23 protein-coding genes and 1 other annotated feature are annotated in these 20588 nt (G+C 33.2%); of the genes, 22 read left to right on the top strand and 1 reads right to left on the bottom strand.

Annotated features, from left to right (window positions below; all coding sequences use genetic code 11):
- The first annotated feature begins 73 nt into the window (after nucleotides 1-73).
- The 3 genes from J2S72_RS04485 to J2S72_RS04475 all read left to right on the top strand — a co-directional run bounded on the left by J2S72_RS04485 (nucleotide 74) and on the right by J2S72_RS04475 (nucleotide 4839).
- Nucleotides 74-3307: a helicase-related protein gene (locus tag J2S72_RS04485; protein ID WP_023056142.1), complete on the top strand. Its 3234-nt coding sequence runs from the start codon at nucleotides 74-76 to the stop codon at nucleotides 3305-3307.
- A 306-nt stretch (nucleotides 3308-3613) separates the two neighbouring features.
- Complete coding sequence (locus tag J2S72_RS04480) at nucleotides 3614-3829, top strand: hypothetical protein (RefSeq protein WP_023056171.1); 216 nt, start codon at nucleotides 3614-3616, stop codon at nucleotides 3827-3829.
- A gap of 206 nt (nucleotides 3830-4035) precedes the next feature.
- A complete protein-coding gene (locus tag J2S72_RS04475; protein WP_023056199.1) occupies nucleotides 4036-4839 on the top strand; it encodes a stalk domain-containing protein in 804 nt (267 codons plus the stop codon).
- A gap of 93 nt (nucleotides 4840-4932) precedes the next feature.
- Here the strand turns inward: J2S72_RS04475 and J2S72_RS04470 are convergent, their stop codons facing one another.
- Nucleotides 4933-6252: an NCS2 family permease gene (locus tag J2S72_RS04470; RefSeq protein ID WP_023056177.1), complete on the bottom strand. Its 1320-nt coding sequence runs from the start codon at nucleotides 6250-6252 to the stop codon at nucleotides 4933-4935.
- Between the two features lie 175 nt (nucleotides 6253-6427).
- Between J2S72_RS04470 and J2S72_RS04465 the strand changes: the two genes are divergently transcribed.
- The 19 genes from J2S72_RS04465 to J2S72_RS04375 all read left to right on the top strand — a co-directional run bounded on the left by J2S72_RS04465 (nucleotide 6428) and on the right by J2S72_RS04375 (nucleotide 20578).
- A complete protein-coding gene (locus J2S72_RS04465; RefSeq protein WP_023056185.1) occupies nucleotides 6428-7177 on the top strand; it encodes a TrmH family RNA methyltransferase in 750 nt (249 codons plus the stop codon).
- Complete coding sequence (locus tag J2S72_RS04460) at nucleotides 7174-7854, top strand: DUF6873 family GME fold protein (RefSeq protein WP_023056144.1); 681 nt, start codon at nucleotides 7174-7176, stop codon at nucleotides 7852-7854. Before J2S72_RS04465 ends, J2S72_RS04460 begins: the two co-directional genes overlap by 4 nt.
- A gap of 268 nt (nucleotides 7855-8122) precedes the next feature.
- Entirely contained in the window at nucleotides 8123-10030 is a 1908-nt protein-coding gene (gene thrS / locus J2S72_RS04455) for a threonine--tRNA ligase (RefSeq protein WP_307495058.1), read from the top strand.
- 144 nt (nucleotides 10031-10174) lie between these two features.
- Nucleotides 10175-10654, top strand: coding sequence for an FMN-binding protein (locus J2S72_RS04450; protein WP_023056204.1), 480 nt, complete (start codon nucleotides 10175-10177; stop codon nucleotides 10652-10654).
- A 182-nt stretch (nucleotides 10655-10836) separates the two neighbouring features.
- Nucleotides 10837-10905 (top strand) — a sequence feature (ribosomal protein L21 leader region).
- An 11-nt stretch (nucleotides 10906-10916) separates the two neighbouring features.
- Complete coding sequence (gene rplU, locus J2S72_RS04445) at nucleotides 10917-11222, top strand: 50S ribosomal protein L21 (protein ID WP_023056190.1); 306 nt, start codon at nucleotides 10917-10919, stop codon at nucleotides 11220-11222.
- Entirely contained in the window at nucleotides 11222-11563 is a 342-nt protein-coding gene (locus J2S72_RS04440) for a ribosomal-processing cysteine protease Prp (RefSeq protein WP_023056154.1), read from the top strand. Before rplU ends, J2S72_RS04440 begins: the two co-directional genes overlap by 1 nt.
- Entirely contained in the window at nucleotides 11556-11849 is a 294-nt protein-coding gene (gene rpmA / locus J2S72_RS04435; protein ID WP_023056160.1) for a 50S ribosomal protein L27, read from the top strand. The genes J2S72_RS04440 and rpmA overlap by 8 nt, the downstream gene beginning before the upstream one ends.
- A gap of 97 nt (nucleotides 11850-11946) precedes the next feature.
- Nucleotides 11947-13215 carry a GTPase ObgE gene (gene obgE / locus J2S72_RS04430; RefSeq protein WP_307495057.1) on the top strand — a complete coding sequence of 423 codons (1269 nt, stop codon included), beginning with the start codon at nucleotides 11947-11949 and terminating at the stop codon, nucleotides 13213-13215.
- A gap of 8 nt (nucleotides 13216-13223) precedes the next feature.
- Entirely contained in the window at nucleotides 13224-13511 is a 288-nt protein-coding gene (gene yhbY, locus J2S72_RS04425) for a ribosome assembly RNA-binding protein YhbY (RefSeq protein WP_023056198.1), read from the top strand.
- Nucleotides 13508-14113, top strand: coding sequence for a nicotinate-nucleotide adenylyltransferase (gene nadD, locus J2S72_RS04420; protein WP_307495056.1), 606 nt, complete (start codon nucleotides 13508-13510; stop codon nucleotides 14111-14113). The genes yhbY and nadD overlap by 4 nt, the downstream gene beginning before the upstream one ends.
- On the top strand, nucleotides 14100-14660 hold the full coding sequence (yqeK, locus tag J2S72_RS04415; protein WP_307495055.1) for a bis(5'-nucleosyl)-tetraphosphatase (symmetrical) YqeK: 561 nt from the start codon (nucleotides 14100-14102) through the stop codon (nucleotides 14658-14660). The genes nadD and yqeK overlap by 14 nt, the downstream gene beginning before the upstream one ends.
- Nucleotides 14657-15550: an LCP family protein gene (locus tag J2S72_RS04410; RefSeq protein ID WP_307495054.1), complete on the top strand. Its 894-nt coding sequence runs from the start codon at nucleotides 14657-14659 to the stop codon at nucleotides 15548-15550. Before yqeK ends, J2S72_RS04410 begins: the two co-directional genes overlap by 4 nt.
- 9 nt (nucleotides 15551-15559) lie before the next feature.
- Entirely contained in the window at nucleotides 15560-15919 is a 360-nt protein-coding gene (gene rsfS, locus J2S72_RS04405) for a ribosome silencing factor (protein WP_023056173.1), read from the top strand.
- On the top strand, nucleotides 15909-16289 hold the full coding sequence (locus J2S72_RS04400) for a RidA family protein (protein ID WP_023056148.1): 381 nt from the start codon (nucleotides 15909-15911) through the stop codon (nucleotides 16287-16289). Before rsfS ends, J2S72_RS04400 begins: the two co-directional genes overlap by 11 nt.
- A 109-nt stretch (nucleotides 16290-16398) precedes the next feature.
- Nucleotides 16399-16917: a YceD family protein gene (locus J2S72_RS04395; RefSeq protein WP_023056145.1), complete on the top strand. Its 519-nt coding sequence runs from the start codon at nucleotides 16399-16401 to the stop codon at nucleotides 16915-16917.
- A gap of 2 nt (nucleotides 16918-16919) precedes the next feature.
- Nucleotides 16920-17099: a 50S ribosomal protein L32 gene (gene rpmF, locus J2S72_RS04390; protein ID WP_023056165.1), complete on the top strand. Its 180-nt coding sequence runs from the start codon at nucleotides 16920-16922 to the stop codon at nucleotides 17097-17099.
- A gap of 143 nt (nucleotides 17100-17242) precedes the next feature.
- Complete coding sequence (locus J2S72_RS04385) at nucleotides 17243-18136, top strand: S-layer homology domain-containing protein (RefSeq protein WP_307495052.1); 894 nt, start codon at nucleotides 17243-17245, stop codon at nucleotides 18134-18136.
- 65 nt (nucleotides 18137-18201) lie between these two features.
- Nucleotides 18202-19812, top strand: a complete 1611-nt coding sequence (locus J2S72_RS04380) for an S-layer homology domain-containing protein (RefSeq protein WP_307495051.1) — start codon at nucleotides 18202-18204, stop codon at nucleotides 19810-19812.
- Nucleotides 19813-19909: 97 nt separating this feature from the next.
- Nucleotides 19910-20578, top strand: coding sequence for a TVP38/TMEM64 family protein (locus J2S72_RS04375; protein ID WP_307495050.1), 669 nt, complete (start codon nucleotides 19910-19912; stop codon nucleotides 20576-20578).
- The last annotated feature ends 10 nt before the right edge of the window (nucleotides 20579-20588 follow it).

Raw genomic sequence — 20588 nt, 5'->3', positions numbered from 1 at the left:
GATATAATTAAAGCATTAAATTACCCCATGCTAAGTCTGAAATTTAGCATGGATAGAAAGAGAGGGCACCACAATGTCTACTTCAACCATCGGACAGTATTTTTCTAATCGCGTTGAAGAACTGATTTCCGAGTTCACAGGGCATACTTTGATATTCTTCAAAGGATTTGGATTGGAACAGATTCGGTTTTTGATTACACATCCCAATTCATTGTTGGATGATGCCTCTCTGCTACACGAGGGGTTCCTTGATTTGAAAGCAATAGACGATAGATGGCTCGATCTTGCAGCATCTATCAAAAGTGCAACAAAACCGATGGTGGGCTTTTATGAGGAGCTTTTGGCGATTAGACAACTCCTTCCCCGTATGAAGATCGATAATATTGTAGTCATAGAAAATAATATCCTTTCACCTTGGGTTCCCTGCTATTTCCCATACAGTTATGCTGAAAAGCTTTTTGATTATTGGCAGACCGAGCATGAACCTCCTGCTGGGAGTCCCTTGGCCCAACTCGTCAAAATGTACGGAGATGTTAAGCTGCTGAAGAAGGAAAAAGCGTTACTCTTACCAGCTACTCTCGATGACGAACGCATTGAAATCGTTCCATTTTGGCAAGGCTGTGTGGTAGAGAAAGAACCGCTTACAGATGACATCAAGCATATTGAAGTTGGTAGCATAGAAGATTGGGAGTATTGTCTTAATATGACCAATGGTGTGCTTTCATCTGCGCTTTTCTTACAAAGCGGAGATAGCCTTTCTGCTCGAACCAGCGCAATTTTTAGTGCGGCAAATCTGCTTAATCTGGAAGTATTTCTTGATGAACTTGAGCTGTATCAAGAAAAAATAGAGTATAATGATAGCCAATTTGTTCATGTGCTTCAAAAGTACTGGGGCAATGCGGCTCAATTTCGACCATTACTCTTTTACAAAGATCCCGACCGTTCACAGGAAACAGAAATAATAACCCAGGGGCAAATTATCGCTGAAATCGTAGATCAGTGTGAAGCTGCCCAAGATGGAGATATATTCAGCAATATATTTATAACTGCACCGACTGGTTCTGGAAAGTCGATTCTTTTCCAGATTCCTGCGATCTATCTTGCCGAAAAGTACAATCTTGTTACGATTGTCGTATCCCCGCTGATAGCTCTTATGAACGATCAGGTTGACCAACTGCAACGTGAACGAGGAATTTCTATTGCTGCCTGCATTAACTCAAGCATGAGCATAGAGGAACGTAGTGATGTTATCGACCAGATACATGCAGGAAAAAAGTCCTTGCTATACCTTGCCCCTGAGCTGCTATTGACAACTCATTTGCAATCGTTTTTGGGCGGTCGGCAAGTAGGCATGGTTGTCATTGACGAAGCCCATACTGTCACAAGTTGGGGACGCGATTTTCGATCAGATTATTGGTTCCTTGGCGATTTCTTGAAACAGACGGCTCGTGATGGATTATCGTTCCCCGTACTGTGTCTGACAGCCACGGCTGTATATTCTGGTGATGACGATGTTGTAAATGATATAATTCACGAACTCGGTTTGGGAAAGACTATTATCCATCTCGGGAATGTAAAGCGAAGTAATATTTCTTTCGATATTCAACGCCATAACCCCGCCGAAGTTGAGGGACGAATCGAAAATGCCAAACTGGATTTGACATTGAAGAGAATGCGTGAATATATTGCCAGAGGCGAGAAGGTACTTACTTATTTTCCCTATCGGAGTCAAGTCGATCAGATTTATAATCTGGTTAATGCCACAGACCATGTGAAGATTCGGAGATACCACGCGCAAATACCTTCGGCGGAACGCAAGATGGTGGAGCGAGACTACAAGGCGGGAACGGCTATGGGGCTGTTCTGCACCAAAGCCTTCGGCATGGGTATCGATGTTGGCGATATTAAACACGTTATTCACTTTGCCCCGACCGGCACACTATCTGATTATGTTCAGGAAATCGGAAGAGCCGCCCGCAATACTGAGATTCAAGGTGTAGCTCATATTGACTACTTTCCCAGTGATCTTCGATATGTTCGATCCTTAAACGGAATTTCTGAAATGCGGCAGTATCAGCTGCGTGAAATGCTGAAAAAGATATGTGCAATTCAACGAGCAAAGAAAAGGCGGAATCTGTTGATTTCGGCGGAAACATTCGAGTACCTTTTTAAGGAAAAAGATGTCGAAAATCGGACAAAATCAGGCTTGTTGCTTCTTTCAAAAGACTTGAGCAACAAATACACATTCCCCGTTTTAATTGTACGTCCCAAAGCAATGCTTTCAAAAAACTATGTCAATGTTCCACACGAGATAGAAAATGAGTTTTTGAAGTTATTTGGATCATACTGCACATTCCAGCAAGGCATTGCACCTCGCACTGTTCCTACAAAGAATCAGAGCCGTGCATCCGATATTACAGTATACAGTTCTGGGAAAACCTTCCTTGTAGATATGGCGGGGATTTGGGAAAATTGTTACCCAGACCGGTCATTCGGCATGTTCAAAAAGGAATTTTTTGAGCGGGGAATTTCCGTGAGTGGAAAAAACTATACTGTTGCACCGCGCGTCAGAGTAGAGATACGTTACTCTGATGACTATGTTGCCGTATCACAGCGCGTCGAGACTGTTATTACTGCAATTACGCAAATATTTGAGAAGTATAAAAACGGCGAGACAAAGCAGTTTTCTCGAAAGCAGTTTGAAGCAGAACTTGCTGAAATGCTTGGCGAAAAAGTGATTCCTCATGACAAAGCAGGCATGCTGCTTGACATATTCACCGAAAGCGTAAATGAGTATGCAGCATACAGCCAGAGTCGAAGCCGTGTCCGGGTTCTTCGTAGTAGGAAAATGCCCGGAGCGGACGAGACAGGATATTTTGTCAGCAGTGCCGCATACGCGCGACTTCCCAACTTCTTTATTCACCAAATTGGGCAGTGCGTGGTTAATACAGAAGATAATTCGTTCTTCCGATTTTACCCGTTGGTTCAAAATAAGCAAATTGAGATCATGCCATTGCTGCGTTTTATGGAATTGCTTGGGCTGGCAACCTATGAAATCCGAGGCGGAGAAAAAGCAGAAGTATTTATTCGTATTAACGATCCTGAAAAACTTGAGCGGCTGGCAACAAGCGGAAAATATACCAATGGTGTGCTGCAAAGCATTCAAGAACATCATCGTAATAACGAGCGACTTCTCACGGCATTCTTTTCTGCCGACATGAATGACGATGAGCGCTGGGAGTTAATCGAGCAATACTTTTTGGGCAATGAGGAATATGTGAGACGCATTTTGCACATTGCTGATTAAGTCAAAAATCCCTTTGGAACAAAGGGCGCACTTCTATACAGGCTGACGCCTGTATACGTGCGCTCTGCGAGGCAGACAACCCGGACACTTGGAAGTCCGGGCTGTTTTGCGTCATGTTGTTCCGTACAAGGGGCTGCACCCCTTGCGCCGCTTTGCGGCTATCCCTGCGTGCTTTGTGAGTGGCGCAATTTGCTGACGCAAACAGCACCACTCACAAAGTTTTGTATATATACCCATGACCGTTTGCCGACTTTCGGTAGGCGGTCTTTTTATATCCCCACATCAAAAACAAGGAGGTCATGTACTATGGCAAAACAGAAAACCATACCCCAACTGGAAGCGGAGAAAGCGGAAAATGAACGCAAGTTCTCGCAGCTCCAACACAAAAAACAGCAGCTTGAAAACCGCATCACCTACTACGAAAAAGGTGATCGGCACAAGCGGGCACAGCACATCCATATCAAGTACGACGGACTGGGCTTTATTCCTCTGAATGAGCTGATGAAAAAGGAAACGGCGTGACTTTCGTCACGTCGCCCCTTGAAAACACAAGGTTTTCACCATTTTTTGATTTTACTGTTTTACGACCACCAGGTAATTGTGGGGCTTATTTTTTTTTGTTTTTTTAATTTTCTTTATTTTCTTAACAAGAATTTTACACTGGGTTTTGTATAATTTATTTAAAGATAAATTATTTAAACTTTTTTGTTTTTATAAAGGAGGAAAAAATGAAAAAAACAATATTTTGCATTGTACTTACGCTTATACTAGGACTTAACGTCTTTGCCGGAGAAAAAAACTCACAAGAAGAAATCACCAAATCCTATGAAAAAATTTCCGCAAAAGTTTTATCTGCAGATTCAAAAAGTGCAAGAATAGAGGATAATGAAGGACAAAAATATATTTTACATTTAGAAAATACTAGATTTGTAGATTTAAAAACTTCTTCTCTTGTAAAAAAAATGAATCTAAAAAAAGGTGACTTGGTTGATGTTTATTATAAAAATGACACACCTATTTTATTAAGCGAACCACCACAAATTTCACCGAATTTTATAGTGAAATATAATTCAAAAGAAAAATATGAATTTGCAGTGGACATAGATTTTTACGATAAAAGTGGTAGAGGCATGAGTCAAAGGCTGATTTTAAATTTAGAAGGACTTAAAATTTTAGACTTACAAGGAAAGGAAGTTCCTCTAAAAGAAAAAGAAAATGAATTTCTGGTTTTTTATAAAACTGCAACAAGGTCAGACCCACCACAAACAAGTCCTGAAAAAGTTATTGACCTTTCTGAAAATTTAATAAATCTTAGAAAATTTTTTGAAGATAAGGGCTTTACTGTAAGGTGGCAAGCAAAAAAGTATTCAGTGGAATTGGAAAAAGATTCCAAAAAAGCTGAGATTTTTATTAAAGATAAAAAAATAATTTTTAAAGATAAGGAAGAAAGTCTTAATTCAATAGTTATAAATAAAAATAAAAGTTTAATTAATAAATCTGAAGCTGAAAAAATAATAGATCAGTTAAAATAGTAATTCTCCAAATTAAATCATATATATGCCTATTTTAGGCAAATAAAAACAGACCGATGAAAAAATTCGGCCTGTTTTTATTTTACCTTAAATTTAAAAACCGAAGAGGGGTTTTAAATATCTTAAAATAAAGACTAAAGCAAGAAGATACATTAAGGGTGAAACTTCTTTTTGCTTTCCTGTTAAAACTTTTAAAAATACATATGAAATCATTCCGAAGGAGATTCCTTCTGCGATGCTGTAGGCAAAAGGCATCATGGCAATTGTTAAAAAGGCAGGAATACTTTCAGTGAAATCATCAAAATTAATATCAACTATAGGACTCATCATAAAAAGTCCAACCATTACAAGGGCAGGTGCTGTTGCAGCTCCAGGTATAATGGAAATAATTGGGAAGAAAAATAGGGAAAGGAAAAAGAAAAATGCTGTTGAGAGAGAAGTAAGTCCAGTTCTTCCTCCATCAGCAACACCGGATGCACTTTCTACAAAAGTTGTTACGGTACTTGTTCCAAGTAAAGCTCCACAGGCAGTACCTACTGCATCGGCCAAAAGAGCTTGTCCTATTTTAGGAAGTTTTCCATTTTCATCAAGAAGTTTTGCTTTCGTTGCAACTCCTGTAAGAGTTCCCACAGTGTCAAAAATATCAACAAATAAAAATGTGAACATTACACTGAACATTTCAAGGGTAAAAATATTATTCCATTGAATTTTAAAAGCAACAGGTCCTAAACTTGGAGGTAAAGAAAAAATTGTGCCTTGTGGGAAACTTGTTACTCCTAAAATAAGGGCAAGAATTGTGGATCCAACTATTCCATATAAGAGGGCTCCTCTTACATTTTTTGCAGTTAAAAATGCCATTAAAACTAGGCCAAAGAAAAATACTGCAGAATTTTTTGAAATTAAATTTCCCATAGTTAAGATTACTCCATCTCCTGAGGAAACAATTCCTGCTGAAGAAAGACCTATAAGGGCTATAAAAAGTCCTATTCCTACAGAAACAGCCTTTTTTAAAACTATAGGTATAGCATCGAAAAGGGCTTCACGAACTTTAAAAATTGATAACAATAAAAAAAGGACACCTTCAATAAACACTGCAGTAAGAGCGTATTGCCAGGGATGTCCCATTTGTAAAACTACCGTAAAAACAAAAAATGCATTTAATCCCATACCGGGAGCAAGTGCAAAGGGTAGGTTGGCAAGAAATGCCATTAATATAATTGCGATAATTGAGGATACAATCGTAGCTGTAAATACTCCTCCTTGGTCCATGCCTGCTTGGGAAAGTAGACTGGGGTTTACAATTAGAATGTAGCTCATAGTCATAAAGGTAGTAAGACCTGCCATAATTTCGGTTCTTACATTTGTTCCTCTTTCACTTAGGTGAAATTGATTTTCTAAAAATCCTTGGTTCAAAATAGCCTCCTAAAATAAGATTCTCATAAAAATAGCTTACGCCTAATTTTATCAGATTTTTACAAAAAATTACAAGTTGTTTTTTAAGTATTTATTTCTTTAAAATGAACTTTTATAAAAAAGTGAAAAAAGTTTTAATTTTTGAATATTTTATTTCTTAAGGTATAATATTTTTATGACATTAATAAAAAGTAGTTCAAATAATAAATTCAAATTTTATAAATCCTTATTGGAAAAAAAGTACAGAGATAAAGAAAAAATCTTTTTAGTTGAAGGACCTATTGTTTTAGAAGAAGCCCTTAAAATTTACAAACCAATTTATATGGCCATTGAAGAGGAAAAACAATTTGAGAATCTAAAAAAAGATATAGAAAAAATTTCTCACGACTATTATAGTAAAAGTCTTTTTTCATCTTTAAGCTCAACAGTAAATTCTCAGGGTATAATTGCATATTTCAAAAAATTTGAAAGAGAGTTTAAAGAAAAAGAGGGAAAATATATTTATCTTGACGGAATAAAAGACCCGGGAAATTTAGGAGGCATAATAAGAAGTGCCGATGCCTTTAACCTTAATGGGGTGATCCTCTCAAAAGAGACAGTTGATTTATATAATCCTAAAACAGTGAGATCTTCCATGGCTTCTATTTTTAGAATTCCAATTTATCAAGATGTAGGCGGGGATATTCTCTATAAAAACAGGGATAATTTCAAAATTGTAACTACAAGTTTAAATAATTCTACTTCTTCAAGGGAATATAAATTTGAAAAAAATACAATTTTAATAATAGGAAACGAAGCTCACGGTATAGGAGAGGACCTTATGAAGTTAAGTGACGACAATATAGTGATTCCCATTAGTAGACAAGTGGACTCTTTAAATGCCAATGTTGCCGCATCAATTTTAATGTATGAGATGACTAAATGAAAAAGATTGTTTTAATAGATAAAAGAGCCGATGAAAATATTGAAAAAAATTTAAAAAAATTTGGTTATAAAGTTTTAAAAACTTGCGAGAATAAAAACATTCCATTTCCCTTGAACACTCATCCAGATATTTTAGTCCATAAATTTCCCGACGGAAGTCTTATAGTTGATAGGGATAATTATGACTATTACTGCGAGATTTTTCCAGAAAGAAAAGTTATAAAGGCTTCTAAATCTTTCGGGTCAACTTATAGGGACTATGTAAGTCTTAATTGTCTTAGTTTTGCGAATTATTTTATTCATAATTTAGAGCTTACAGATGAAATTATCTTAAATTATTATAAAAGGCATGGATATACTTTAATTAATGTAAACCAAGGTTATACAAAGTGTAATTTAGCTTTGGGTTCAAATTTTTTAATTACTTCAGACATGGGTATCTACAAGAAGCTTAAAGATATTACAAATATATATTTAATTGAAAAAGGTTTTATAGAGCTTAAAAATTATAATTATGGGTTTATAGGCGGAGCCACAGGACAAGTTTTAGATAAGTTTTTTATAAGCGGTCCCTACAAGGATCATCCTTCTAAGGAGATTTTAGAAAAATTTAAGCCTCAAGTTTTATCTGAAAAATTAGTGGATTATGGTGGGATCCTTGACATGTGTGTTTTTTAAAAAATTTGACAAATTATAAAAAATGTGTTAGTATATCTCCATTGGTTGAAGGGAAGAGTAAAATATCTAAGAAATTAGACAGAGAGAAGCTAAGAAAGGCTGAGAATGCTTCAAATTTCATTTATTTGAAAACTAACCCGGAGCTCCTTGGTAATGCAAGGCGTAAGATATGCGATAAATTCTTAGAGTTTAATTAAGGTGGAACCACGGTCATCGTCCTTTTGGATGATGGCTTTTTTTATTTATTTTTTAATTTAGGAGGAAAAGGATGAAGATTTATTTACCTGACAATTCAGAACTTGAATTTGACGGACCGGTTAAGGTTATGGACATAGCCGGAAAGATTTCTGAAGGTTTAAAGAGAAATGCTCTAGGAGCTGTTGTTAATGGAGAAATTTTAGGTATGGGAGAGTTAGTTGAAAAGGATGCCCATGTTAAAATTGTTACTTTTGATGATATTGAAGGTAAGAAGATTTTTTGGCATACAAGCTCTCATCTTATGGCATATGCTATTAAAGAATTATGGCCTGAAACAAAGTTTGCTATAGGACCTGCTATAGACAACGGTTTTTATTATGACATTGACTTGGAAGAAAGAATAACACCGGAAGATTTACAAAAAATTGAAGAAAAAATGGCTGAAATTGTTAAAAAAGCTTACGATGTAGAAGCTTCAAAAATGAAAAGACAAGAAGCTATTGAATATTTTGAAAAAGAAGGCCAAGATTATAAGGTTGAACTTATAAAAGATCTTGATGATGAAGAAGTTTATATTTATAAAATTGGAGATTTTGTAGACCTTTGCAAGGGACCTCACATTGAAAATATAAAATCTATAAAGGCTATAAAACTTCTTTCCGTTGCAGGTGCATATTGGAGAGGAGATTCCGACAATAAAATGCTTCAAAGAATCTATGGAATCAGTTTCATGAAGAAAAAACAACTTGATGAATATCTTCAAAGAATAGAAGAAGCTGAAAAAAGAGATCACAGGAAAATTGGTAAAGAGTTGGATTTATTTATAATGAGAGATGAAGGACCTGGATTTCCATTCTTCTTACCTCACGGTATGATTTTGAAAAACAATCTTTTAAACTGGTGGAGAAATATTTTACTTGAAAGAGGATATGGAGAAATTCAAACTCCTATTATCTTAAATGAAGCTTTATGGCACAGATCAGGTCACTGGGATCACTATAAGGACAATATGTATTTTACAAAAATAGATAATGAAGACTATGCTGTAAAACCGATGAACTGCCCAGGTTCAATACTTGTTTATGAAGAAAACACTCATTCTTACAGAGATCTTCCTATAAGACTTTCTGAATTTGGTCAAGTTCATAGACATGAACTTTCAGGAGCTCTTCACGGATTATTTAGAGTAAGGACTTTTACTCAAGATGATGCTCACGTATATTGTCTTCCTTCACAAGTAAAAGATGAAGTTTTCAAAATGATAGACCTTGCAGATCTTCTTTATTCAACTTTCGGCTTTAAGTATAAAATTGAACTTTCTACAAGACCTGACGATTTTATGGGAAAAATTGAAGATTGGAACATTGCTGAAAAGAATTTAAAAGACGCTCTTGAAGAAAAGGGTCTTAAGTATGAAATTAATGAAGGAGACGGAGCCTTTTACGGTCCTAAAATAGATTTCCATCTTGAAGATGCTATAGGAAGAACATGGCAATGTGGAACTATCCAACTTGATTTCCAAATGCCTCAAAACTTTGAACTTTCCTATATTAATGAAAATGGCGAAAAGGCAAGACCGGTAATGCTTCACAGGGCTTTGCTGGGATCTATTGAAAGATTTATGGGTATTTTAATTGAACACTTTGCAGGAAAATTCCCTCTTTGGTTAAGTCCTGTTCAAATTCAAATTATTCCTGTTTCTGAAAAATTTTATGAATATGCTGAAGATTTAAGGAAAAAATTTAAAGAAAAAGGCTTTAGAGTTGAAATAGACGAAAGAGCTGAAAAAGTTGGATATAAGATTCGCCAAGCTCAACTTAAAAAAATTAATTATATGTTAGTTGTAGGTGAACAAGAAATGGAATCAGGTCTTCTTTCAGTAAGAAAGAGAAATGGTCAAGAAATAAAAGATGTTAAGTTTGATGATTTTGTAAGAGATCTACAAGAAGAAGTAGATTCAAAAAGAATAGAAGATTAGTTTCTCAATTTTTTCATAGGGGTGCCTCGGCACCTCCCTTTTTATTTTAATGGACTTCACGCAATAAAGCTTTAGTAAGGGTATCTTGAAAAATAAAAAGAATTTTTGTAAAATAACGACAAAACATAAATAAGGAGGAAGATTATGTTTAAAAAATTAGTTACAGTATCATTAATAGCTACACTTCTTCTTAGTGGTTGCGGAAATAAAAATGCAGCACCTAAGAACAGTAAAGAAGCAAATGGAAATGCTAAACCAGCAGCAACTGAAATGGCTTATAAAGACGGTGAATATACAAAAGACAGCGAACCCGACGAACATGGTGGATATATGACAGCAACAGTTACTGTAAAAGATGGTAAGATTACAGACGCAGGACTTGTTCTTTACAACGGTGATGGAAGCGAAAAGGACGAAAACTACGGAAAAGAAAACGGAGAAATTAAAAATCAAGAAACCTACGATAAAGCTCAAGCATCTCTTGAAGGAGCTAAAGATTATCCAAAGCAACTTGTTGAAAAACAAGACATTACTAAAGTTGATTCAGTAACAGGGGCAACCCATACTCATGCTGCTTATGTTGAACTTGTAAGCAAAATGCTTGAAGAAGCTAAGGCTGAATAATAAATTGCCGCCGAAAGGTGACTTTTTATAAAAAGATACTGTGAAAATTTTATAACATTTTAATCAAATAGATTTCATAAATAGCAAATATTAGAGGTTTGCTATTTTTATTTTTTTAGTAAAAATTTTTTATTAATACTAATATATAATTACTTGAAAAAGAAGCTTATATATGCTATTATACTTAAATGTAACCGCACAGAGTAGGTATTAAGTCTTAGACGCCTACAATGGCGAGTCTTATTTATGAGGAGGTGCTACAATGTACGCTGTTATTGAAACAGGCGGAAAGCAATATCAAGTTAGCGTTGGAGATAAAATCAAAGTTGAAAAACTTGATGTTGCAGAAGGTCAAACTCTTGTATTCGACAGAGTTTTAGTTCTTGGAGGCGATGACATTAAAATCGGTAAACCTTTAGTTGAAGGTGCCAAGGTTGAAGCTAAGGTTTTAGCTCAAGGCAAAGATAAAAAAGTTATTACTTACAAGTATAAATCTAAAAAGAATGAGAGAACAAAAAAAGGACATCGTCAACCTTACACATTTGTTGAAATTTTAAGTATTGCATAATGACTGAGATTGTATTTTTTTCGTCGAATAATATTTTTCTTGGCTTTGAAGCAAAAGGCCATGCCTATGCAGACAATGATAGTGAAGAAATTGTGTGTGCAGGGATTTCAGCATTAACTCAAACATTTTATTTTTCTTTGCTTGAGTTATTAAATTTTGACGAAAGCGATATTTATGATAAGCAAACTGACGGATATTTAATGATAAGAGTAAATAGAAAATTGGCAGATAATGAAAAGGTTCAACTTTTATTTAATTCACTTAAGCTTGGACTTGATTTAATAAGAATGCAATTTTCTGAAAACTTAAAGATCGAAATACAGGAGGTGCAGAATGATTAAATTTAATCTTCAACTGTTTTCATCTAAAAAGGGAGCAGGTTCATCTAAAAACGGTAGAGACTCTCAATCAAAAAGACTTGGAGTTAAAAAAGGTGATGGACAATTCGTTCTTGCAGGAAACATAATAGTTAGACAAAGGGGAACAAGAATTCATCCAGGTCTAAATGTTATGAGAGGCAAAGATGATACTCTTTTTGCAACTGAAAACGGCAGAGTAAAATTTGAAACTAAAGGCAGAGGAAACAAAAAATACGCAAGTGTTTATCCTGAAGCTGAATTAGCATAATGGTCGCAGTATTGCGACCTTATTTTTTTATTAATATTTAACTTTTTCTTAAAAGTGCCTTTAATTTCATGTGATATAATTAAAAAAAGGTGAAATTATGTTTATAGATATAGCAAATATAAAAGTTAAAGCAGGTAAAGGCGGAGATGGTGCCGTTGCTTGGAGAAGAGAAAAATATGAACCTGCCGGAGGACCTGCCGGAGGAGATGGAGGTCGCGGCGGCGATATAATTTTAAAAACGGATACTGGAATTCATACTCTACTTGATTTTAGATACAAAAGAGAATATAAAGCCGAAAATGGCGAAAATGGAATGAGCAAATTAAAATTTGGAGCTCAGGGAAAAGATATAGTCCTTAAAGTTCCTGTAGGAACCCTTGTTAAAGATAAGGATTCAGGAGGAGTTATTGTTGATTTAAATAAAAAGGACATGGAATATGTAATTGCAAAAGGTGGTCGTGGCGGCAAGGGTAATGCAAAATTTAAAAATTCTACAAGACAAGCTCCTACTTTTGCAGAAGCAGGAACTCGCGGAGAAGAAAAAGAAATTACTTTAGAGCTTAAGCTTCTTGCTGATGTTGGCCTTGTAGGCTTTCCAAATGTAGGAAAGTCAACTCTTCTTTCAGTTGTATCAAATGCAAGACCTAAAATTGCAAACTATCATTTTACAACTTTAAAACCTAATTTAGGACTTGTTAATCTTGGACCAGAAGAAAGTTTTGTAATTGCAGATATACCTGGTCTTATAGAGGGTGCTGCTCAAGGACAGGGCCTTGGAGATGAGTTTTTAAGACACATTGAAAGGACTAAGGTTTTAATCCATGTTATTGATGTTTCAGGAAGTGAAGGAAGAGATCCTGTAAGTGATTTTTATAAAATTATGGATGAGCTGAAAGATTACAATGAAAAGCTTCTTCATAAACCTATGATTATCTTTGCCAATAAAATGGATATTCCAGGCAGCGAAGAAGGCCTTGAAAAACTTAAAAAAGAGTTTCAAAATAAGTATGAAATATATGAAGGGTCTGCAGCAAGTGGAAAAAACTTAAAGGACCTTATGTTTAGAGCTTTTAAACTTGTAAATGAAACGGAATTGGAAGAAGAAACTTACGATGAAAAATTTGTAGAAGTTTCTCAAAAAGAAGAAGGTATAAATGTATATCTTGATGAATCAAATAGCTTTGTTGTTGATGGACCCTATATTGAAAAGTTAGTTAAGTCCACAAACTTTGAAGATAGGGATTCTTTGAGATATTTCCAAGAAAATTTAAGAAAAAATGGTGTAATAGATAAACTTAAAAAATTGGGAATAGAAGAAAAAGATTCCGTTTTTATTGACGGATATGAATTTGAATTTTTTGAATAGGTGATTAAATGATAAATGGAAGACAAAGGTCATATTTAAAGAGCTTAGCTCACAATTTAAGACCTTGTATGCAAATTGGAAAGTCAGGTCTTAGCGACATGGCTTACAGTCAACTTGACAAGCTTCTTGAGGACCATGAACTTGTAAAAATAAATTTTTTACAAAATTCTCCAGTTGAAGCAAAAGAAGTTGCTGATGAAATTTTAGCTGAAATGGGCGCTGAATTTGTTCAGCAAATAGGAAGCAAATTAACAATTTATAGAGAATCAAAAGAGAATAAAAAAATAGAGTTATGAAATATGGAATAATGGGAGGGACTTTCAATCCTATTCATCTTGGACATCTTATGATAGCAGAGTATCTGTCTGAACAAATGAATATAGATAAGGTTATATTTTTACCTACAGGGAACCCTCCTCACAAGGATCACCTAAAAGCTGATGCCTTTCACAGGTTTAATATGACTTATCTTGCAATTAAGGATAATCCTAAGTTTATAATTTCTGACATCGAAACTATAAGAACTGGATTTTCTTATACTGTTGACACTTTAAATGAGCTTAAAAGTCTTTATAGGGGAGATTTTTATTTTTTCTTAGGAAGTGACACTGTTTTTCTTTTAAAACTTTGGAAAAATTTTGACCAAGTTGCAAAGAATTGTAAGTTTGTCGCTTCAATTCGTCCTGGATATGAAAAGATTGATGAACTTAAAAATGAAATAGCTTATTTGAAAAAAAATTACGGGGCGGAGATTTATCTTTTAAAGGATCTTCCTCAGTATGAAATTTCTTCTACTGATATAAGAAAGAGAATAAAAGAGGGAAAATCCATAAAATACTTAGTGCCTGACAATGTAATTAAATATATAGAGGACGAGGGTCTTTATGAAAACTATTGAATTTATTAAAGAAGATCTTAAAAAAAATTTAAAAAAATCAAGATATGAGCACTCCCTAAGAGTTGCCGACACTGCAAAAAAACTTGCAAAAATTTATGGAGTGGATAAGGATAAGGCATATTTAGCAGGGCTTATTCACGATAGTGCAAAGTACAATAGAGATCCTTTTGAACTTGCTGAAGAATTTAATTTTAAATTGAGTCAAAATTTAATAGAATCTCCTCAGCTTATACACTGTTACCTTGCTCCTTTTAAGGCAAAAAGAGATTATCAAATAAATGATGAAGAAATTCTTGAAGCTATAAAATCTCATACGACGGGCAAAATTAATATGAGCCCTTTAGACAAGATTATTTTTATTGCAGACTATATAGAACCGGGAAGAGATTTTGAAGGGGTCTGTGAAGCTCGTAGGCTTTCAGAAGAGGACTTAAATCTTGCCTGCCTATATAAATTTGATTCAACAATTAAATTTTTAATAAAAGAAAAAAAAGTAATAGACTTAGAAACAATTAAAGCAAGAAATAACTTATTGGAGAAATTATGATTAAATTTTTAAAAGGTTTTTTTACCACACTTCTTATTCTTATTATTTTGGGAATTGGATTTGTAGGATATTTTATATTTATAAATAAGGACCAAGATTCTTCAAAAATATTGGAAGGATTAAAAGGACAAAATGGCTCTTATTCATTTTTACTTTTGGGAGTGGATTCTCTCGACCAAAAACACGCTGAAAGCACAAGATCAGATGTAATTATGATTGGAAATTTAAACTTTGATCAGGGAAAAATTCATCTTATTTCAATTCCAAGAGACACAAGAACAATAATAGCAGGAAGAAAAAGAAAAGAAAAAATAAATCATTCCTTTGCTTATGGTGGAAGCGAATTAACTTTAAAAACCGTAAACAATTTACTGGGCACAGATATTAAAAATTATATTACTGTTGATTATAGTTTTATAAAAGGGGTAGTAAATTCCGTAGGAGGAGTAAAAGTTGATATTCCTATAGACATGGACTATGATGATGAATGGGACAAACCGCCTCTTCACATTCACTTTAAACAGGGCCTGCAAAAATTAAACGGAAATGATGCGATAAAATTTTTAAGGTTTAGACATGGCTACAAAGAAAATGATTTAGACAGAGTTAAAGCTCAAAGGAATTTTGTAAAAGCTCTTGCCAATAAAATAAAAAGCCCAAGAGGAGTTTTGGGAATCCCTGCAATCATAAACACTTACAAAAAACATGCAGATACAAATATGGAATTTTCAGAAGTTGTGAAACTTGGACTTGCTGCAAGAAAGTTGGATTTATCAGATATTTCTTCAGACACAATAGAAGGAAGCCCTAAATATATAGGCAAAATTTCTTATTTTCTAATGGATGAAGAAAAAACTGATGACTTGTTAAGAACAATAGGAATAAAATAGGAGGTTCATTTGGACGTTAAAGAAAAATTGAAAATTATTACGGATTCCTGTGAAGAGAAAAAAGGTATAAACATAAAAGTTTTAGACATAAAAAATTTAAGCTCAATTGCAGATTATTTTGTAATCGTAAGTGGAAATTCATCAGCTCAGGTAAAATCCCTTGCAGATGAAATTGAAGAAAAAATGAGTGAAAACGGCTATGACACCGACAATCAGGAAGGTAGAAATTCCATGAGGTGGATTCTTTTAGATTACGGTGATATAATAGTACATGTATTCCACAGAGATGAAAGAGAATATTATAATCTTGAAAGGCTCTGGGAAAATGGTGAAATTAAAAAAAATCAGGAGGAAAACAATGAGCGTTAAAACTTTACACACAGACAAGGCACCTGCAGCAGTAGGACCTTATTCACAAGCAATTCAAGTAGGTAATTTTATTTTTACATCAGGACAAATTCCACTTTGCCCAGAAACAGGTGAACTTGTAAGTGAATCAATAGAAAAAGCAACAAAGAGAAGTCTTGAAAACAATAAGGCAATTCTTGAAAATGCAGGATCAAGTTTAAATAAGGTAATTAAAGTAAATATTTTCTTAAAAGACATTAACGATTTTGCTAAGGTAAACGGAGTATATGCAGAATATTTTAATGAACATAAACCTGCAAGAAGCTGTGTACAAGTTGCAGCAATTCCTAAGGATGCAATGATTGAAATTGAAATGATTGCTGAATGCTAATTAAAGCTAATTAAAATCCCGTTTAAGACGGGATTTTTTATATAGTAATCTTGACATTTTTTTTAAAAAAAGATAAAATGTATATTGCGCTTTTCTAGAGGTGATATTTATGATACTCAGTATAAAGGATTTTTTGCAAAGTTCAGATAGAATATTAAACTTTGAAGGAGACCTTAAAGAAAACGAAAGCGACTATAATATAGATGGACTTGGAATAAATTTTCCGATTTCATATAAGGGACATCTGTATAATTTAGATGATGAATTAAAACTTGATTTACTTATTGAATATGAGTATAATACAAAATGCGACAGATGTTTAAAAGAAATGCAAAATCATGTAAAAACAAAACTTGAAGCTTATTTTATAAAAGATTTAAGAAATATAGATGATGATGCAATGACCGAATATTTTACAATGAATGATGAGGGGATTTTTTTAGATGATCTCATTATTTCTCAAGTAATCACATCAATGCCAGGAAAAGTTTTATGCAAAGAAGATTGCAAAGGACTTTGCCCGAAATGTGGTAAAGATTTAAATCAAGGACCATGTGATTGCAAGGATGAGAGCCAAGTAGATCCCAGATTTAAGAATTTATTAAATCTCTTTAATGAGGAGGTGTGAGAATGGCTGTACCAAAGAGGAAAACTTCAAAACAAAGAAGAAACAAAAGACGTGCTTCTTCATACAGATTAAACAAAGTAACTGTAGTTGAATGTCCTAACTGCCATGAGGCAAAACTTCCACACAGAGTGTGTCCAAGCTGTGGATTCTACGACGGAAAAGAAGTTATTGCAATGGACTAATTGCGCACGAGAAAAATAAGCGCTCGATGCGCTTTTTTTATTGGAAAAATTTATGTGTTAGATAGTTTACAATTAGATTACAAAATGGTTACAAATAGTTTTAATTAATGAATTTATGTTAATATTAACCTGAGGTGAAAAGATTGAAAAAATTAATATTTATTTTTTCAGTCCTTTTTTTATTCACAAACGCCTTTGCAGGCGAAAAAATAGAAGGACCGAAAAAACTTTCAGGAGAAACTGAAGAAGACTCATATATTATTTCTTTTGAAAACAATGAAAAGATTATAAAAAACGAAAAAAAAGAAGAAATTTATTTAGAAATAAATATAAAAGATTTAAATTCAAAAAAATGTGTGAATTTAAAAAAAGCGTTAGAAGGAAATGAAAAAGAAAAAATTGAAATAAAAAAGGCAGAAATTGAAAGTTCAATAAAAGCCAAAGCCTATGAAATTAAAATAAGATATCTTATAGGAAAAAACAAAAGTCAATATTCAAACTCCATAACCCTTGGAGAAGTGCCAATATATAATAATTACAGTGATTGGGCAAAAGCAAAATTAGATAAAGCTCAAAAACTGGGCATACTTTCTGACAAGGTAAGAAGTGATATGAAAAAAGAAATTACAAGAGAAGAATTTGCAGAACTTCTTGTAAAAATATATGAAAAAAAGGATTGGATTCATGTTCACAAAAAGGAAAGCCCATTTTCAGACTGTGATTCAAAGTGGGCAAATGCAGCAAATGAATTGGATTTATTAAAGGGCTATAACAATAAATTTTATCCAAATAAGAAACTTAAAAAATATGAAGGAGCCATTGTTTATAGTAAAATCCTTAACTTAAAAGAAAATTTAAAAAGTAAAAATAAAATTAAAGACATTTCAAAATTAAATGATTTTGCAAAAATTTCTGTAGAAAATACAGTGGAAGAAAAAATATTTGCCCTTTCTAAAGGAAAATTTTATCCGGAAAAAACTCTTACAAGAGAAGAAGTTATTTGCCAACTTATGGATATTATAGACAAAAAAATATAAAAGTCCCCTGAAAAGGGGATTTTTGTTTAAAAAGATATTATAATAATAATAAAAGGAGGCTTCCTATGAAAATTAAAAAAATACTTTGTATATGTTTAGCTTTTATAATTTTAAGTTTTCCGGTAAACCTATTTGCTAAAGAAGAAATTCAGGTAATACTTGAACAACCGGCAAAACTTTCAGCAAAAGCAGGAGAGGATTTATATTATTATATAGATGTAAATCTTCCGGAAAACTACGAAACTATATATAAATCTTTTGTAGTAACGGTTCTAACAGATAAAAATTTAAGCGTAGAGGATATAAGTTTGAGAGGAGCTCAAAGGGAAAAAGGTAAAATTGATTTAAAAACAAGCTCCGTAAAAAACAACACCCAATATTTAACCACTCTTTCAGTAAATGACTTAGGCTATTTAAAGGGAGTAAAAAATCTTAAAGTTGGTATAAAAACAAGGGTAAAATCTAACGTTTCAAATGTAGAAAACTTTAAAAACTCAATTATAGTTACAAGTGTAAACAATGATGGAAAAGAAAACACAGACCAAAAAAACTTTCAATCTCAAACAAAAGTTGAAGACGGAAGCATAAAAGTTGAAACCATCTATACAGATTCTGACTTTGTTGTAGGAACTACAAATCCCATGGCTAAAATAGATATATCAACAAAAGAAAAAATAGGTCAGGGCTTTTCTGATAAAGATGGAAATTTTAAAATAAATATTCCAAGACAAACAGAAAACACAAGTATAAACATCCTTGCAACTTGGAACGAAAATAAAGTAGAAAAAAAGGCAAATGCCAAAGCTCTTGTAGTTGCAAGAGAAAAATCTTTAGATAAAGATCTTTTATTAAGTGAGGAAAATGAAAAAAACAAAAAAGATCCTCAAAATGTAAATATGAAAAAAAATCAAAACTTGGGAGATCTTGAAAATTTACAAATTCTTGTAAATGCTGGTAAAAATTTAAATCCTCAAGATGCTTCAAGGGAAAACTTTGCTAAAATAAAAGCCTTAGTTGCAACAGGAGAATATTTACTTGTAAAAACTGACAAAAATCCGGAAGAAATTAACAAAATTTCAAACGATCTTCTGGAAACAATTAATTTTTTTAGGAAACCTTATATGAACGGTGTAAGTAAAAATGAGTTTAAAGGATATGCACCTATGACAAGAGCTCAAGCTGCAGCAGTTTTTGCCCTTTTAAGCAACAAAACTATGCCAAGTGGAGATTATTCTGACTTTAAAGATGTATCTCAAGAAATGTGGTATGCTGATGCCGTTGCCTATGTGGAAAAAAATGGAATAATGGCAGGCTATAAAGACTCAACATTTAAACCGAATAAAAAACTTACAAGGGCAGAGTTTGCACAAATAGTAATGAATTTTAAAAAGCTTAACCAAATTTCAGATAAGACTTTTAGTGATGTAAAAGAAGACCATTGGGCTTATAATGCAATAAATTCAGTTGCTAAATGGGGCTTTATGTCAGGCAGGTCAGATAAGAAATTTGCACCAGATCAAGGAATAAAACGTGAAGAAGTTGCCAGTGTAATAAATAGAATGGAAGGAAGAAGACCGGATAGGGCATTTATAGATAAATTTTCTGAAAATCCATTTAAGGATGTTAAAAAATCCAATTGGGCCTACTATGAAATATTAGAAGCAACAGGAAAATAATAAATTTTTATATTTTTCATAAAATCTTTATAAAATCTTAATTATTACTTTAAATATAGTTTATTTTTCTTGGATATAATAAATACTGAGGTGAATTATGGAAGTTTTAAAAGAAACACCTAAAGTAAAAAAAGCTAAGAAAATTATAACAAAGGTAGAAAACCCTGTGAAAAATATAAAAAGAGAAAGTTTAATATTAAAGATTTTATTTTATCTAAGTTTATTGTTTATAATAGGTTTTGGAGTTTGGGGATATAAATCCGGAATTTTTAACTCTAAATCAGACCTTATAAAATATATAAATTCAACTGGAGTTTGGGGATCTATTATATTTATTATTGTACAAATTGTACAAGTTGTAATTCCCATAATACCAGGCGGAATAACATCAATAGTTGGAGTAATAATCTTTGGAGCCTTAAAGGGAACATTTTATAATTATATAGGCATTTTAATAGGAAGCTTTATAAACTTTTTCCTTGCAAGACATTTTGGTAGCTCTATGGTAAGAAAAATTATAGGAGATAAAAACTTTGACAAATATGGTGATTTTTTGGAAAAGAAAAATTTCAACACTTTATTTGCTCTTGCAATTTTTTCACCAGTAGCACCGGACGACATATTGTGTCTTTTTGCGGGGCTTACTAAGATGAAGATCAAAACTTTTGCTTTGATTTTAATATTTTTAAAACCATTTGCTTTGATTGCCTACACTTTAGGAACAATATTTGCCTTAGACAAATTCAGTATTTTTAAATTTTGGTAATTAAACCCTA

Origin of the sequence: Peptoniphilus koenoeneniae, assembly GCF_030812875.1 — a bacterium.
In the GTDB taxonomy this organism is placed as follows: domain Bacteria; phylum Bacillota; class Clostridia; order Tissierellales; family Peptoniphilaceae; genus Peptoniphilus_B; species Peptoniphilus_B koenoeneniae.
Note: the sequence above shows the minus strand (reverse complement) of the source record. Positions and strands in the feature narration are given on the sequence as shown.